14 protein-coding genes are annotated in these 14,758 nt (G+C 60.3%); 6 read left to right on the top strand and 8 right to left on the bottom strand.

Annotated features, from left to right (window positions below; all coding sequences use genetic code 11):
* Positions 1-37: 37 nt before the first annotated feature.
* Positions 38-511, bottom strand: a complete 474-nt coding sequence (locus QM649_RS03105; RefSeq protein ID WP_415197545.1) for a MarR family winged helix-turn-helix transcriptional regulator — start codon at positions 509-511, stop codon at positions 38-40.
* 90 nt (positions 512-601) lie between these two features.
* On the opposite strand from QM649_RS03105, the gene QM649_RS03100 reads away from it, so the two are divergent.
* Together QM649_RS03100 and QM649_RS03095 are read left to right on the top strand one after the other, a co-directional pair.
* The gene (locus QM649_RS03100) at positions 602-1,348 is read left to right on the top strand and encodes a DUF899 domain-containing protein (protein WP_415197544.1); all 747 of its coding nucleotides are present in this window, start codon (positions 602-604) and stop codon (positions 1,346-1,348) included.
* A gap of 33 nt (positions 1,349-1,381) precedes the next feature.
* Positions 1,382-1,807, top strand: a complete 426-nt coding sequence (locus tag QM649_RS03095) for a VOC family protein (protein ID WP_415197543.1) — start codon at positions 1,382-1,384, stop codon at positions 1,805-1,807.
* A 97-nt stretch (positions 1,808-1,904) separates the two neighbouring features.
* On the opposite strand, the gene QM649_RS03090 is transcribed toward QM649_RS03095, so the two are convergent.
* From QM649_RS03090 to QM649_RS03075, 4 genes are all read right to left on the bottom strand, one after another.
* Positions 1,905-3,479, bottom strand: coding sequence for a GH39 family glycosyl hydrolase (locus QM649_RS03090; RefSeq protein ID WP_415197542.1), 1,575 nt, complete (start codon positions 3,477-3,479; stop codon positions 1,905-1,907).
* 110 nt (positions 3,480-3,589) lie between these two features.
* Complete coding sequence (locus QM649_RS03085) at positions 3,590-4,633, bottom strand: sulfite exporter TauE/SafE family protein (RefSeq protein ID WP_415197541.1); 1,044 nt, start codon at positions 4,631-4,633, stop codon at positions 3,590-3,592.
* Between the two features lie 92 nt (positions 4,634-4,725).
* The gene (locus QM649_RS03080; protein WP_415197540.1) at positions 4,726-5,226 is read right to left on the bottom strand and encodes a DUF2165 family protein; all 501 of its coding nucleotides are present in this window, start codon (positions 5,224-5,226) and stop codon (positions 4,726-4,728) included.
* 7 nt (positions 5,227-5,233) lie between these two features.
* Positions 5,234-6,103, bottom strand: a complete 870-nt coding sequence (locus QM649_RS03075; protein ID WP_415197539.1) for a hypothetical protein — start codon at positions 6,101-6,103, stop codon at positions 5,234-5,236.
* A 90-nt stretch (positions 6,104-6,193) separates the two neighbouring features.
* On the opposite strand from QM649_RS03075, the gene QM649_RS03070 reads away from it, so the two are divergent.
* From QM649_RS03070 to QM649_RS03055, 4 genes are all read left to right on the top strand, one after another.
* Positions 6,194-6,655 (top strand): RidA family protein, encoded by a 462-nt coding sequence (locus tag QM649_RS03070; protein WP_415197538.1) that lies wholly within the window; start codon positions 6,194-6,196, stop codon positions 6,653-6,655.
* A gap of 3 nt (positions 6,656-6,658) precedes the next feature.
* Complete coding sequence (locus QM649_RS03065) at positions 6,659-7,591, top strand: acetamidase/formamidase family protein (RefSeq protein ID WP_415197537.1); 933 nt, start codon at positions 6,659-6,661, stop codon at positions 7,589-7,591.
* Between the two features lie 18 nt (positions 7,592-7,609).
* A complete protein-coding gene (gene hpxZ, locus QM649_RS03060) occupies positions 7,610-7,993 on the top strand; it encodes an oxalurate catabolism protein HpxZ (protein ID WP_415197536.1) in 384 nt (127 codons plus the stop codon).
* A 392-nt stretch (positions 7,994-8,385) separates the two neighbouring features.
* Complete coding sequence (locus QM649_RS03055; RefSeq protein WP_415197535.1) at positions 8,386-12,240, top strand: carboxypeptidase regulatory-like domain-containing protein; 3,855 nt, start codon at positions 8,386-8,388, stop codon at positions 12,238-12,240.
* Positions 12,241-12,375: 135 nt separating this feature from the next.
* Here the strand turns inward: QM649_RS03055 and QM649_RS03050 are convergent, their stop codons facing one another.
* Genes QM649_RS03050 through QM649_RS03040 form a run of 3 tightly spaced genes read right to left on the bottom strand, consistent with a single transcriptional unit; the run spans position 12,376 to position 14,752 of the window.
* Positions 12,376-13,200: a DUF3891 family protein gene (locus QM649_RS03050; RefSeq protein ID WP_415197599.1), complete on the bottom strand. Its 825-nt coding sequence runs from the start codon at positions 13,198-13,200 to the stop codon at positions 12,376-12,378.
* Positions 13,200-13,988 carry an ABC transporter permease gene (locus QM649_RS03045; RefSeq protein WP_415197534.1) on the bottom strand — a complete coding sequence of 263 codons (789 nt, stop codon included), beginning with the start codon at positions 13,986-13,988 and terminating at the stop codon, positions 13,200-13,202. Before QM649_RS03045 ends, QM649_RS03050 begins: the two co-directional genes overlap by 1 nt.
* Positions 13,985-14,752: an ABC transporter ATP-binding protein gene (locus tag QM649_RS03040; RefSeq protein ID WP_415197533.1), complete on the bottom strand. Its 768-nt coding sequence runs from the start codon at positions 14,750-14,752 to the stop codon at positions 13,985-13,987. Before QM649_RS03040 ends, QM649_RS03045 begins: the two co-directional genes overlap by 4 nt.
* Positions 14,753-14,758: the final 6 nt, after the last annotated feature.

The raw sequence follows: 14,758 nt of genomic DNA, 5'->3' as shown, positions 1-14,758 counted from the left end.
CACCCGATCTCATTTTTACGGAACTGCGATCGTCTTTCTACACGACCTTCTGAAGATTTTTCCTCAGCCTGGTCCCTCCTCCCCTGGGAAGCTGCGCCTCTACCTCCGCGTGTGTCCGCTCCCACACCGGTACGGCGCGCGCCAGCAGCTTCTCGCCGGGGCGTGTCAGCTCCAGCAGCCGGCTCCGCCGATCCTCGGGATCGGGAGTAATTCGCACCAGCCCGCGCGTTTCCAGCAGCTTGAGGGCTGCCGTCAACGTCGTGCGGTCCATGGCCAACAACTCCGCGACCGAAGCCATCCGCGCCGGATGGGGACGATTCAGAGACATCAGCAGGGAGAACTGCCCGTTTGTGAGCCCCAGAGGCCGCAGCGCCACATCGAAACGCCGAGCCAGCGCTCGCGCTGCCCTCTGTACGTGCAGGCAGAGGCAGCAATCCCGGACCAGCAGTGTGGTCTCGAAGGGCACAGGACGGGGAGCCGAACGCGTAACCGGACCGGAGGCCTTTGACATCTCTTCATAATGTTGATATCAACGTATGCCGTCAAGCAAGACCGACCACTCCCCGGCGTGAAATACCGTCCCAGAAAAGGAGAGCTCGTCATGCATACGCACCCCGTCGTCTCCCGTGAAGAATGGCTCACCGCGCGTAAGGCTCTGCTCACCCGCGAGAAAGCAGAGACGCACCTGCGCGATGCCGTCAACGCCCAGCGTCTCGCGCTTCCCTGGGTTCTCGTCGAGAAGGAATACATCTTCGACACTCCGACCGGACGGCGCTCGCTTGCCGAACTCTTCAAAGGCCGCAGCCAGCTTATCGTTTACCACTTCATGCTTGCGCCCGGATGGGCCGCAGGCTGCCCCGGCTGCTCGTTCCTTGCAGATCACTTCGACGGCACGCTCGCACACCTCAACCATCACGACGTCACGTTCACTGCCGTATCCCGCGCAATGCTCTCCGAGATTGAAGCGTACAAGCGGCGTATGGGCTGGCATTTCCCGTGGGTCTCATCTCACAGCAGCGACTTCAACTTCGACTATCATGTGTCCTTCCTGCCAAAGCCCGGTGCCAACGGCTCCGTCAATTACAACTTCACCGAGACGCCCTTTGCCGTCACCGACGAGAACACCGAACTGCCGGGTATGAGCAGCTTCTTCCGGGATGACGACGGCCGCGTTTATCACACCTATTCCAGCTATGCTCGTGGTCCCGAGGAGTGGATTGGAACGCTGATGATCCTCGACAGGGCGCCGAAAGGCCGCAACGAGAAAAGCATCATGGACTTTGTCCGGCGCCATGATGAGTACGAGAACGCAGCCAAGCCGCACACGTGTTGCGCCGAACAGGCGTAAGCACACGCCTCACTCTCCAGGAGAATTTGCGCCATGCCCATGCACGTCAACGCTTATCTCAATTTCGGCGGCAACTGCGCCGAGGCTCTGCGCTACTACGAAGAACACCTCGGAGCCAAACTTCTCTTCTCCATGACCTTCGACCAGGCCCCTCCGGGCAATCCCACGCCTCCGGACTTCGACCCGAAATCCATCATGTACGCGCATGTGAGCCTGGGAGATACGCACATCATGGGCAACGACGTCGCTCCATCCCATTACGAGCCCATGCGCAGCGCCTACGTCGCACTCTCGGTCGATTCCATCGCAGAGGCTGAGCGCATTTACAAGGCACTTTCCGATGGAGGCCAGGTCTTTATGCCGATAGCCGAGACATTCTTCGCCTTCCGTTTCGCCATGCTTCGCGACAAGTTCGGCATCAACTGGATGGTGCTGCATCCGCGTCCCATGCAGAACTAAGAAATGATGCCGCCCGGAGTGAGATTCACGCCGGGCGGCATTGTCATTCTCGTTTTGCTACTTCTACAGTTACGAATTCTGCTTGCCAACGAACGGGCTATTCGGGCGTCAAAGTGACCAGCACCGCATCGTTCTCCCGCATGGGAAAACCCTCAACGATTCTGCCTTCCTTCGCCTCTACCGTCTCTGTCCTCACCGGATCGCCGCTTGCGGCAGTTTGCAGTGCTGCCACCTGCGCGCGCGTGAGCTGATCCGGAGACCCCATGTGCAGGTACGCGGTATAGGCATCGTTCGCCTCATAACCCACGCGGAAGACCTGCATCCGATAGAGGCCATCCTTCAGTCCATTTACTTTCAGACTCACTGGAGCGGCTGCTCGCGATGGCTGCTCACGCTTATAGAAAACCTGGTCGGTCTCTTTCCCAGGAGGAGCAATCGCCGTGTAGTTCCAGAAGAGCGCCTGCACCGAGCCATCCTGCCTGCGCGTCGCCCAGCTCTCAGCGTCGTTCGTCGCAACATCTTCCGGTCCCAGCTCTGCGAGAAATTTGTATGCGAAGTAGGAGGGCTTGCGGATGCCCTGGTAATTCATCAGCCCGAAGCCACCGTGGAAAGGCGTGAACCTCGGCCCTGATTCCTCGAAGATATCCGTGAAGGTCCAGTAGGACATCGACTGCGCCAGCGGGGACGTCGCCTTCACCTTTTCCAGGATGAATGGCGCCGAGATGTACTGATCGTGAATCGGATCGGCCGGCGTATAACTCGTGCTCCACTCCGTGTAGTGCAATTCCAGCTGCGGCGTTGCCGAGTGGAGAATCCGCTCACGCGAGTCGCGCACCCTGCCCACAATCGAGTCTGGCTTTGTATCCAAAACCGTGCCCGCATGACCGTCGGCGTCAAACGATCCCTGCACCACGCCATAGGTATGCGTGGATAGAAAATCCGCGGGAACATGATTCTTCGCAATGAAGTCGAGCCATGCCGGCTCGATCTCCCATCGCGCAGAGGCTGGCCCACCGACGCGACATGCCGCGCAAACCGCCTTCACATCCGTGGCTGTGTTCTTGTAGAGATCGAAATACTGCTCGCGCGTTCCGGCCCAGAAACCATCGAGATCCGGCTCATTCCACACTTCGAAATACCACTGCGCGATCTCGCTCTCGCCGTAGCGCTCTTTCCAGTGCTCCATCAGCGCACGAATCAGGCCATTCCATTTCTCCATATCCTTCGGCGGGGTGATGTTGCCCTTCCACCAGAAGACTGTCTTTGTCCCGCTCGCGAGCGCGGAGGGCATAAAGGAAAGTTCGACGAAGGGCCGAATATGCTGCGCCAACAGCGCATCGTAAAGCGCATCGACGTACTGAAAGTTGTACATCGGATGGCCGGCGGAGTCTTCGGCATAGACCCCCATATCGTCATGCAGCAGGCCATGAAAACGCAGATAGCGAAAGCCGATTTCCCTCTGCACGGTGGCGAGCTGCGCCTGCCAGTCGGCACGCAGGCCTTCATTGGCGCGACCTGCGCCCACGGTCATCAGCGGAGTAGCCGAGTGAGGCCCCGCGACGCGGGACGCATCTATAACGATCTCGCGCTCTGGCTGGGCAGGTGTGTTCAGATTCTGCGCCGCGAGCGGCGTCGTCAGAAGGAGAAAGGCAGCAATCTTGCGAATCAGCATGGGCCAGGTTTCGTTCCGGATTTACTCAGGACATCCGAGAAAATCGCTTTTCTCGAACAAATCCTTGAGCGAAGGAAGCATACCAGCCAGGCCCGATGTTTGGCTTGCCCTTAAGAAGCCGATCCGGAGGCCCAGGCCGAACCCACCTGGTCTTTCGTCCTTTGTTTCGGTTCGTCTTTCGGGCGATACAGCTGTACGCGGCTCATCCACCAGTTCAACAGGCCGGAGATAACCAGTGTGCCGCCTGCCGTCAGAGCCACTGCGCACGACATGGGGATCAGTACGATCGTGCTCACAAATTCCATCGTGATCAGCCCGATGAGAATGTTTGCAATCGTGCGCCGCGTCAGCATGGAGCAGATCAGAGCCCCAAGCGGAGCTCCAACACAGACGATCGGCACCGCGGCCAGCCAGTACCCCTCCACCTTCGGCGGAAAATCCTTCACCACGAAGGCATGCAGCGCGAAGCCGACCAGCGTCACCATCGTCATCAGGATGACCGTGGTCGGCGTCACCACTTTTTCGCTGACGCGGAAGAGCAGCACCATCACCATAAAGGTGACGATGTTTTCGCCACATCCCACCAGACCGCTCATCAAGCCGCCAATCAGGCCTGCGGCCACGATCAGAAGCTTCTCCCGCGCGCCCCAGACAGGGCAGAGCAGGTTGCGATAGTTCCCTTCGCGCCGGTTCATCACCAGCAGAGCCACGGCGAGGCTCGAGACCATCACCGTGAATGAAATCTTCACCAGAGGCGCCGGCACGTGCGGCACGATGAAGAAGGTGCTCAACAGCAGGCCGAGGATGCCCGCGCCGCCGGCCCAGGCCAGCACGCGCTTCTCAATCGGAATCTTCAGATAGAGGATGCTGATCGAAGCAGCAGTCATTCCGATGCTCTGAATGGCGAAGGCAAAGACACGCGCCTCTGCAGCCGGGATGTGCAGCACCTTGGTAAAGACCGGGAAAGCCACCGCGCCTCCCCCTTCACTCGTGCCGCCGCCGACCAGCGAGCCGAAGATCATGGTGAGCGCCACCTGCCAGTTCTTCACGATGCTGTGCAAGGCAAACTGGCCTCCAAACAACAGCCATCCGGCCCACACCACTGCAGCCAGCAGCAGGTTGAATCTCCATGCCCGCTTCTGAAACGCGCTCAAATGCACCATCGTTCTCTTCCCCGGATCCTGAAAACGAAGCGTAATGGACGACTCCCTATATAGTCATCCACCGTAAGATGGATGACTATACCTCACTCTTGTTCCGTCACTGGCTCCGGGAGCGCCAGCAGCAGGAAGACAATGCCAACGCAGGTGAACATGCGGAAGGCCGCGTCCTGCCCGTTCCATATCTTCGACTGCCACATAAGGAACCACTCCCCGCCCACGCTGATGAAGGCCACGAACCATAGCAACTCCGCCGCCGTGAGCGCTGCAAAGGCCCACGTCTTGGCGTGATGAAAAGCAGCAGCCGGCGCACGCAATGCGCGCGCCAGCTTCACAACTGCGACCCACGCGAGCACCATCGTCATCGCCTCCCAGGCGATGATGCCGTCGTAGAACAGCGTCTGCAATATCGCCGGATGGAGAGCCCGCCACATGCCATGGTTGCCAGGAAAGGTTGTGTCCATCAGCAGCACGTGATGCACGAACTGGTAGTTCGAGGCATAGTCCGTGATGTTATTGAAGACCACAAGCGTATAGAAGAACGCAATCGCGGCCAGCAGCGCGAGCTTGCCCAGGCGAAGCATCATCGTGTCGTCACCTTTTCCCCTGAGCGGGCGCGGCAAAAGTCTGGAAGTAGGCGGTCACCGCGTGCAGCATTGCGTCGCTGTAATCCGTGCTGGCAGGCATCTCCGCCGTCGCGTCCACGGCCTGCGGATTCTTGACCCACCGGATGAAGCTTTTCGGGTCGCGCGCAGCCTCATTCGCAATCTGACTCCACGGCACATTTGCCTTGTGCCCGCCATACTCACCCGCGTTATGGCAGCGGAAGCAGTACTGGCTCGCCAACCGATACCCTTGCTCTATCTCGGAGCCTGGAGCCTCGTGCCCGCGCGGCGCGATCGCCGCCAGCACATCTTTCTCTCGCAGAATACGCAGCTCGACGACACCATTCGGAATCTGAGCCTCCTCGTCGTGTCCCAGCACGCGATACGACGGGTGAAAGCTGGCATGCGAGACGAGATAAGGACCATATGCGCCATCGTCACTCGAGCGGCCACCACCGTGGATCTCCCTGCCATTCACCTGCGTCACCAGGATCGGATGATGCGCCGCTCGATAGGTGTCGCTGTAGTGCGCCTCGTAGGCGTCATCACATACCGCGGCCACGATTATGCCGCCACCAGAAATGCCGAGGGCGTGCAGAAGCGTATCGAGCGGCACACCGCGAATGTCCACTGGCTTGGGGAAGTTGGCATCGTCGGTCACGTGGTAGCTGACCATCGGCAACTGCTCCAGATCGCTGCGCCGGACAAAGCGCACCGCGCCCGGAGGCACAGCGGGCAACACGCCATCGACCTTCAGATCTGCAGGCGAATTCGCCGCCTGCCGCAGCTCCAGCCGCGATGGCACAGGAAGAGTGAGCACAGCAAGCAGCAGCGCAACCCTGGGCACAAGGTGGATCATGTCTGCCCATCCTAACCTGCGATCCCGCTTCCATTGCACGCAAATTCTTCACGGCCTGCGCTGCAGCATCTGCGTGATAGAGTCAGCCACATGAGCGCCGAAGGAACGCTGCACTCTCTCCAGTACACGCTGCCGCCAGCACCCGCGCCCGGAGGCAACTATCTCTCCGCCAAGATCGTCGGCAACCTCGTCTATCTCGCCGGTGTCGTGTCGAGCGATGAATCCGGCGTGCTCACCGGCACCGTCGGCCTCAACCGCACCATCGAGGAAGGCTACGAGGCCGCGCGCCGCTGCGCGCTCACACAGCTCGCGGTTCTGCAGAACACTCTCGGCACGATCGACCGCATAAAACAGGTAGTTTCCCTGAATGGTTATGTGAATGCCGTGGCCGGATTCCCAGACTCACCGAAGGTCATCAATGGCGCTTCCGATCTGCTCATTCGCATCTTCGGCGAAGCAGGCAAGCACGTCCGCGCCGCCGTCGGCGTTTCTGCGCTGCCGCGCAACGCCATCGTCGAAATCCAGATGACCGTCGAGATCACGGAGGCCTGATCGATGGCCGAATACACGCTCTCTGCCGAGCCTACGCACTCTGTCTGGAACCGCGATCTTGCGCCGCGCCTCACCATCGACTCTAGCGACACCGTGCATTTTCACTGCACCGACGCGAGTGGTGGCCAGGTCCACCCCGGCATGACGGCCGAAGAGTTCACTGCGATTGACCGCACGCGGATCCACGCGCTCACCGGCCCGGTGGCGATCCACGGAGCAGAGCCCGGCGATGTGCTCGAGGTCGACATCCTCGAGGTTCGGCATCTCGGTTGGGGATGGACCAGCATCATCACCGGCCTGGGCTTTCTGAAAGAGCGCTTCACGCAGCCGTATCTCTTTCACTGGCAGCTCGAGGGCGAAGTCTCGCATTCGCTCGCGCCTGCCATCGTGCCATTGCGTCCCTTCTGCGGCGTGATGGGCGTTGCGCCACCCGAACCGGGCGAATTCCGCACCCGGCCGCCGGGCGCTTTCGGCGGCAACATGGATGTGCGCGACCTCAGCACCGGCGCGAAGCTCTATCTTCCAATCTTCAATGCTGGCGCTCTCTTCTCCTGCGGCGATGCGCATGCCGCGCAGGGTGACGGCGAAGTCTGCATCAACGGCATCGAGTGCCCGTCGGAGGCAACGCTTCGCTTCCGCCTGCATAAAGGCAAGTCGATTCCTGCCCCCATACTCGAAGCTCCCCCGCGGCGCGCGCATCCGGAGGGAGAGTGGATCGTCGTCGAATCGCATCCCGATGCAGCCACCGCTGCACGCAATGCCACCTCACGCATAATCGACCTGATCGCCTCGCACTGGGGCATACTGCCCGAGCACGCGTATATCCTGTGCAGCGTCGCCATGGATCTGCGCCTCAGCCAGGTGGTCAACGAGCCGATGGTCACCGTCGCTGCCGCCCTGCCGAAATCGATCTTGCCTGCGCGCAGTCTCTTCTAACCCGAAGCCAGGAGCCTCATGGTTATCAATGATCCGGAAGTCGTCGCCGAGCTTGCAGCCCTTTATCCCCGTTACGAAGAGGCGCTCGTTTCGAACGATGCAGACACTCTGACCGAGATGTTCTGGGATTCGCCCCACGCTCTCCGCTTCGGCGCGACTGAAAATCTGCACGGCTCGGCCGAGATCGCCGCATTCCGCCAGGCGCGCCCCGGCGCGAACCTTGCTCGCACCATTGACCGGCTCGATATCGTCGCATTCGGCCGCGATACCGGCAGCATCACCTTAGAGTTCACTCGCCAACTGCCCGGCAAGACCGTCCGTGGACGCCAGAGCCAGCTATGGATACGGCTGCCCGAAGGCTGGAAGATCGTATCCGCGCACGTATCTCTCCTGCCCTCCTAGAGTGGAAGAAGTGACATCCAATTTGCACAATAACGATCGGCAGCTGTGACAAATTCCTGAGTCTCCCGAAGCCTGCTTTCGCTGGCATCTCCGGTCAAATTCAAGCATGGATCTGCAATGCACTGAGTCGAGATAAAAAACCTTTATCACCCTCCCCTCGCAAACCTCGGACGGCGGCGCTTTTCCTTTCGAATAAGCCGCAGTCTGCGCTATGCTCTCTCAAAAGTTTCCGGGATTGCTGCCCGTCCACACGTAGCTCCACGGATCCTCCCAGGGCCGGGAGCAGGAGAAGAGATCGCGCATTGCGCCACCTTCCCTGCCAGGCACAGGGTCCACCCTAAAGCCGCCCCCGCGGCGATGACTGTCTTTTTCCTTCATGAGGCCATGAATCGATGTTGAAGAGACTCGGTGTATTTGCCCTTTCCCTTTCGCTCGCTGTGCTTGCATTTACCGCGAACAGCTGGGCCCAGCAGACTCTCGGCGGTATCACCGGTGAAGTCAGCGATGCTTCCGGCGCTCTTATTTCGGATACCACCGTCACCGCCACCGGCACCGACACAGGATTGACGCGCACGGTGAAGAGCAGCGCCAGCGGCTCGTATCTCTTTTCGAGCCTGCCCATCGGCACATACAGCCTGACCTTTACGCATGATGGCTTCGAGACGCAGAAGATTCCGTCGATCCTGGTACAGGCCGACCGCACCGCGACCGTCAACGCCGCGCTCAAGATCGGTCAGACCAGCGAATCGGTCACCGTCGAAGCCTCGCCTCTGATGAATGCCGTCGATACGACAAACGGCTATGTTCTCGATAAGGCACAGATCGACGCGGTTCCGCTGCCCACCGGCAGCTTCACCGGCGTCGCTATCCTCGCGCCGGGCGTCAACGCCGAACTCCCCGGCGGCACGGGTTCAAACTCCGGCCTGGGCAATGCGCCCATCTGGGCCAACGGCCAGCGCGACACCTCGAACAGCTTCCTGCTGAACGGTGTCGATGCCTCGAACCTCTTCAACGGCAAGAGCACCAGTCAGGTCGCCTCGGCCCGCATCGTGAACAACACCGGCGTCGGCAATGCGGGAGCCGGCGGCGTCGAGCAGAGCTCGGCTTCGGTCTATCTCGCTATCGGCAACGCGCTGCCCAGCCCCGCGCCTGAAACTCTGCAGGAAGTGCGCGTGAACACCTCCATGTATGACGCGCAGCAGGGCGCCACCTCGGGCGCTCACATCGACATGAGCACCGAGACAGGCACGAACAAATATCACGGCCAGGTCTACGCGCATCGCGGCACGGACTGGCTGAACGCCGCGCCCTTCTTCTTCAAGCAGGCGACGTTCATTCCCGAGAACGAGAAGGTTCCACAGCTGCATCGCTACATTGCCGGCGGCTCCTTTGGCGGCCCCATCATCAAGGACAAGCTCTTCGGCTACGTTGCCTATCAGCACGTTCACATCGCGGATCAGGAGATCGGCATCTCGCGCTTGCTCGTCCCCGCCGCCCTCACCGATGACCGCAGCGCGGGAGCACTCGCCAACGTCGCCAATGAGGAATTCGGAACAGACATCACGGCAGCCGACATCAGCCCTGTTGCTCTCTACCTGATGCAGTACAAATTCGCGAATGGACAGTATCTCGTCCCCTCGCCGACGACCAACGCCGCGCCTACCTACAACGAGCCCTACAACGCATCGATCCCCGGCACCAGCTACTTCACCGCCGACCAGGCCATCGCCAATATCGACTGGAACGCAACATCGAAGGATACGCTGGCGGCCAAGTACTACTACCAGCACGATCCACTCGACGCGCCCTACGCCTACTCGAACGTTTCCGGCTTCAACCAGAAGCTCGATACCGGCAGCCAGGTCTTTTCGCTCAACAACACACAACTGGTAAAGCCCGCGCTCTCCATCACGGAAGTTCTTGGTTTCCTTCGCGAGAAGGCCTACGGCGTGAACGACCAGCCCTTCGGGCCCACGCAGGCCGGCATCAACGCCTTCGGTAGCTCTTACTTTCCGGGCATCAGCATCATCGACGATTTCGGCAACGACTCTTCGACGTACAACCCCAATGGCGTCTACGACGGCTCCATGAACATCGGCCCGGGCTCTTTCACGCAATCGCCCTTCACCGGCCTCTTTCAGAACCGGCTCATGCCTTCGGCCAGCGCCATCTGGACAGTCGGCAAGCACACCGTCACCTTCGGCGGCAGCTACTCCTACACGCAACTCAACGTCCGCGACGAACGTACCGGTAAGGGCATGATTGCCTCCTCGGACTTCGGTAACTTCCTCGAAGGCAATATCGCTCCGCAGAATACCGACTACACCACGACGTCCTTCATGATCGGGAATGCGAATCGCTATTACCGCGCCAACCAGGTGGGCGCCTTCCTGCAGGACAAGTTCCAGGTAACGCCGACCCTCAGCCTGACAGCCGGCATCCGCTATGACTGGAACGGCGGCCTCACGGAAAAGGACGGCAAGATCTTCAACTTCGATCCCTCGTCCTACTCTTTCGATGGCAGCGAGGTCACCAGCAACGGCTTCGTCGTTGCCGGCAACAACAAGCTCTTCCCGACGGCCGGCGTCAGCAACACCACACTCACCGGACGCCAGTGGGGCATCGGACCGCGTCTCGGCCTGGCATGGCAGCCGAAGGCGCTCGACGGTAAGGTCGTGGTCCGCAGCGGTACCGGTTTCTACTACGATCGCGGTGAGCTCTTCACTTATCTCTCGCCCGGTTACGCTGCTGGCGAAGTCACCGGCGGTCCCTTCGGCGTAAACCAGACGCCGCCCTTCGTAAACACGGTCCAGTGCAACGCCAGCAACCCGCAGCCCACCGTGGCCTCGAATTGCACCGGCACCATCAACCTCTCCACGCCATGGGGAGACTCGGCCGGCAACGCGCCGAGCGGCAACCCCGCCGACATCTCCAAGTACCTGCCCTCGGTCGCGGAGATCGAGGACGGCGCGCAGCTCTTCTCCTTCGCCAACTACAACCGCGCAAACAAGCTGCCATACAGCATCAACTACACACTCGACGTACAGTGGCAGCCGAAGAACGATCTCGCCATCGACATCGCCTATGTCGGCAACGTCGGACGTCACCAGGTTGTTCCCGTGCCCTTCAACCAGGCGGGTGTAGCTTCACCGGGCAGCCCCATCAACGGCCAGAACTACACCTACGGCTACTCGGTTCAGAACCCCGATCCGACCAACGGCGATTACTGCAACTGCGCTCCTGCCAACCTACCCGACGGTACGCCTTACCTCAGCACCTATGAAGGCGGCAACATCGATCTTCGCGTTCCCTATGTCGGCTACTCGGCTGAATCCGAAAGCTACAAGGCGGCCGGTCTTTCGGCCTACAACGCGGTCACCGCGCATGTGGACAAGCGTCTGAGCCACGGCTTCCAGGGCGGACTCTCCTATACCTACTCCCACTCGCTCGATGAACAGAGCGCCATGGGTCTCTTCTACAACGGCAACAACCCGCTCGATCTCCACGATGGCTACGCCTCGTCGGACTTCGACCGCACCCATGTCATCAACTTCACCTGGTCTTACACCAGCCCGGCTTTCCTGGGCGAAAACACCATCGCCGGACGAGCACTGAACAGCTGGACACTGCAGGGTCTCACCGTACTTCAGAGCGGCCAGCCCTACAGCATCATCGATTACTCGGGCGCCGTCGGCTCCGTCTACTACGGCGTTTCGGACGGCATCACGAACCCCATTGTGCCGCTTGCGCCGGGCTGCACGCCGAAGAAGGCCTACACCGGAACTTCGGGCGCCTTCAACTCTCCGGCACTCGACTCCACCTGCTTCACCATCCCGCTGCTGAGCCCAGGAGCGCTCAGCGGAGCCATCCCGACCAACGACAGCTTTGAAACCAACTTCACCAGCGGCCAGCGCAACATCTTCCGTCAGTCCTGGCAGAAACGCGCCGACGCCTCGCTGGCCAAGACCTTCAAGATCACCGAAAACATCGTCGCCCGTTACACCTTCGATGTCTTCAACCTGACCAACACCACCAGCTTCGACATCCCCGGCGATAACGTCGCTCAGAACGATGGCTATAACGACTACCCGGTGGTCGGCACGACTCCCGCACCGGCAGCCACAGCCTGCGCGGCCGGCAACAATACGGCTACCACGTTCTATAACTGCCCCTCAGGACTTGGATACGTGACCCACACCATCGGCAGCCCGCGCCAGATCCAGATGTCGCTGCGACTCACTTTTTAACCGTGCATCTGGGGCATATAGCCCTGTGCACAGCAGAAACGGCAGCCTTCGGGCTGCCGTCTTTTTTGTGCTTCCGAAACACATTGATCATTCCAATGCATGCGAAACCCACAGGACAAACAAATCAGAGAACACTTATCCAGCAGACACTCTCACCGTCAACCTCTCCACAGGAGCCGCCGCATAAGCCCGCTGCAGATCCGCAGCGGCGGCGTATGCCTTCCCTGTCACGTGCCGCGCTGGGAACTGGAACTCCAAGCCATCCTGCGTGAAGGGATAGGGATTGAGCACAAAACTCCGCTCGCCCATCGAGCGAACTGCAATCTCAGCGGTCCTGCCATCGTTCAATGGCAGCGGATGCAGCAGCGTCGCAGGCCCACGAAAGTCCACACACGTCAGGAGCGACAGGTTATCCGTTGCCTGTAACAGACGGAAATGTTCACGCACCCGCGTCATGGATCTTGCTTCCTCGCTGAGAAAGGCATCCTCTGCGATCCTCACTGTGAGCGCTTCCTGAAGCGCCCGCTGTCGCGCGAGAAAGGCGTCCAGCAACGACAACTCCTCTGTGCGAATCGTGCTGCGATCTGCACGCTCCGTCAGTAGGTTGTAAGTGTGCATGGAGACAAGCACCGCCGCGTAAGCATCCTCTTCGGCAAGCAATCCCACCGCACGCTCCCGCACGGCGAGATAATCTGCGAGATCGATTTCCTCGAAGGCCGAGTACTTCCCCACCAGCTCCACAGAGAATGCGCTGGGCTTTCCTGCTCGCGTAATCTGCGGCGCTGCGTCGCGCGTAATCCATCCATCGTCATGCCGCGCGATGCCTTTCAGCACATGAACCCGCGGCTCCGGCGCGCGGAATTGTGTATTCCCCCACACCGCTGCGAACTCACCGGCCAACCGCGCATGGTCCGCATGCGCCACCAGCCACCAGCCGGTTTCGGTCTCCAGGCGCAGCATCACTCCACCTCCAGCACACGCGCCGACTCATGCCACTGATGCAGGAACCACCACTCGAAGAACGACACGACGAAGTAAAAGACAAAGCCCAGCACCGTCGCAGCCACGATCAGCGCAAAAAGATAATCGGTCTGCAACTGCTGCGAAGCATAGATGATCGAATACCCCAGGCCGCCGCGGCCCACCGTCGTCGATCCGGCAAATAGCTCGCCCGTAATCGCGCCAATCACCGCGATACCCGCAGAGATACGCACGCCCACAAACAACTGCGGCACGGCATGCCTCAGGCGCAGCTTCATTAGGATCTGTCCGCGTGACGCATTGTGCATCAGGAAGAGATGCACGAAGTTTTCCTCCACGCTGATGAGTCCCTGCGTGGTGTTGGCGATGATCGGCGCAAGACAGATGATAAAAGCGATCAGCGTCACCGATCCCAGCCCAGGCCCCACCCACATCAGGATCAGCGGAGCAATCGCTACGATCGGCACAGTCTGTAACAGCAACGTATACGGATAGAGCGTCCGCCTCACCCATCGCCACTGCGCGAAGACCAGCGCGATCGCGACACCTGCAACAATACTCGCCGCCAGCCCCATGGTTGCCGCGCCTGCCGTGATTTCAAACGAGGCCGCCAACGCCGGAAATCGCTCCACAATCACCTGATACACGCGCCACGGCGAGGGCAGCATGTATGGTGGCACATGGTTGATCCAGATGATCGACTGCCAAAGGAGCAGGAGCACCGCGAAAATCCCCAGCGCATTCAACAGCACCCAGATACGTTTCATGCCGGCCGCGCCTCTCTAAGCAACCGCGACACCTCGACGACCTTCTGCTCGAACTCCGGCGTGCCGCGTAGCTCTGCGGTGCGCATCGATCCAAATCTCACTGGCACATCGGCGTGAATGCGCCCCGGATTCGGCGCCAATACAACAATGCGCGTGGAGAGAAACACCGCCTCTGTAACCGAATGAGTGACAAACATCACGGTCCAGCGCTGCTCCTCATAGAAGCGCAACAACTCCTCGCCCATCCGGTCGCGCGACATCTCGTCCAATGCCGCAAACGGCTCGTCCATCAGCAGCAAGCGCGGATCAGTCGCCAGCGCGCGAGCAATCGAGGCACGCATCTTCATCCCACCAGAAAGCTCACGCGGATAGGCTCCGGCCACGTGAGCAAGGCCGACCAACTCCAGAAGCCCATCTACCTTGGCCCGCCGCCGATCACGCGTCGCGTGTTCCAGTTCAAGCCCCAGTCCGACATTCGCCCGCACCGTACGCCAGGGCAGCAGCGTTGCATCCTGAAACAAGAACGACATCGTCTCGCGTGCATCCTTCGGCGTCATTCCATCTATACGCAGCTCTCCAGCCGATACCGGACTTAGCCCCGCGATGAGCTTCAACAGCGTCGATTTTCCGCACCCCGAAGGCCCAAGCAGCGAGACAAACTCTCCCTTCTCTACCGTGAGGTCGAAAGGATCGAGAATCGTCCTCCCCTGCCCGTATCGCTTCGCCACGCCTTCCAGCACGATCTGCGGCACTCTTTTATGCATTGCTGC

The organism is Silvibacterium sp. (assembly GCF_047605705.1).
Classification (GTDB): Bacteria; Acidobacteriota; Terriglobia; order Terriglobales; family Acidobacteriaceae; genus Silvibacterium.
Note: the sequence above shows the minus strand (reverse complement) of the source record. Positions and strands in the feature narration are given on the sequence as shown.

Coding starts and splice junctions, on each gene's coding strand:
- QM649_RS03105 (WP_415197545.1), bottom strand. CDS start 511: ATGTCAAAGGCCTCCGGTCCGGTTACGCGTTCGGCTCCCCGTCCTGTG.
- QM649_RS03100 (WP_415197544.1), top strand. CDS start 602: ATGCATACGCACCCCGTCGTCTCCCGTGAAGAATGGCTCACCGCGCGT.
- QM649_RS03095 (WP_415197543.1), top strand. CDS start 1,382: ATGCCCATGCACGTCAACGCTTATCTCAATTTCGGCGGCAACTGCGCC.
- QM649_RS03090 (WP_415197542.1), bottom strand. CDS start 3,479: ATGCTGATTCGCAAGATTGCTGCCTTTCTCCTTCTGACGACGCCGCTC.
- QM649_RS03080 (WP_415197540.1), bottom strand. CDS start 5,226: ATGATGCTTCGCCTGGGCAAGCTCGCGCTGCTGGCCGCGATTGCGTTC.
- QM649_RS03075 (WP_415197539.1), bottom strand. CDS start 6,103: ATGATCCACCTTGTGCCCAGGGTTGCGCTGCTGCTTGCTGTGCTCACT.
- QM649_RS03070 (WP_415197538.1), top strand. CDS start 6,194: ATGAGCGCCGAAGGAACGCTGCACTCTCTCCAGTACACGCTGCCGCCA.
- QM649_RS03065 (WP_415197537.1), top strand. CDS start 6,659: ATGGCCGAATACACGCTCTCTGCCGAGCCTACGCACTCTGTCTGGAAC.
- hpxZ (WP_415197536.1), top strand. CDS start 7,610: ATGGTTATCAATGATCCGGAAGTCGTCGCCGAGCTTGCAGCCCTTTAT.
- QM649_RS03055 (WP_415197535.1), top strand. CDS start 8,386: ATGTTGAAGAGACTCGGTGTATTTGCCCTTTCCCTTTCGCTCGCTGTG.
- QM649_RS03050 (WP_415197599.1), bottom strand. CDS start 13,200: ATGCTGCGCCTGGAGACCGAAACCGGCTGGTGGCTGGTGGCGCATGCG.
- QM649_RS03045 (WP_415197534.1), bottom strand. CDS start 13,988: ATGAAACGTATCTGGGTGCTGTTGAATGCGCTGGGGATTTTCGCGGTG.
- QM649_RS03040 (WP_415197533.1), bottom strand. CDS start 14,752: ATGCATAAAAGAGTGCCGCAGATCGTGCTGGAAGGCGTGGCGAAGCGA.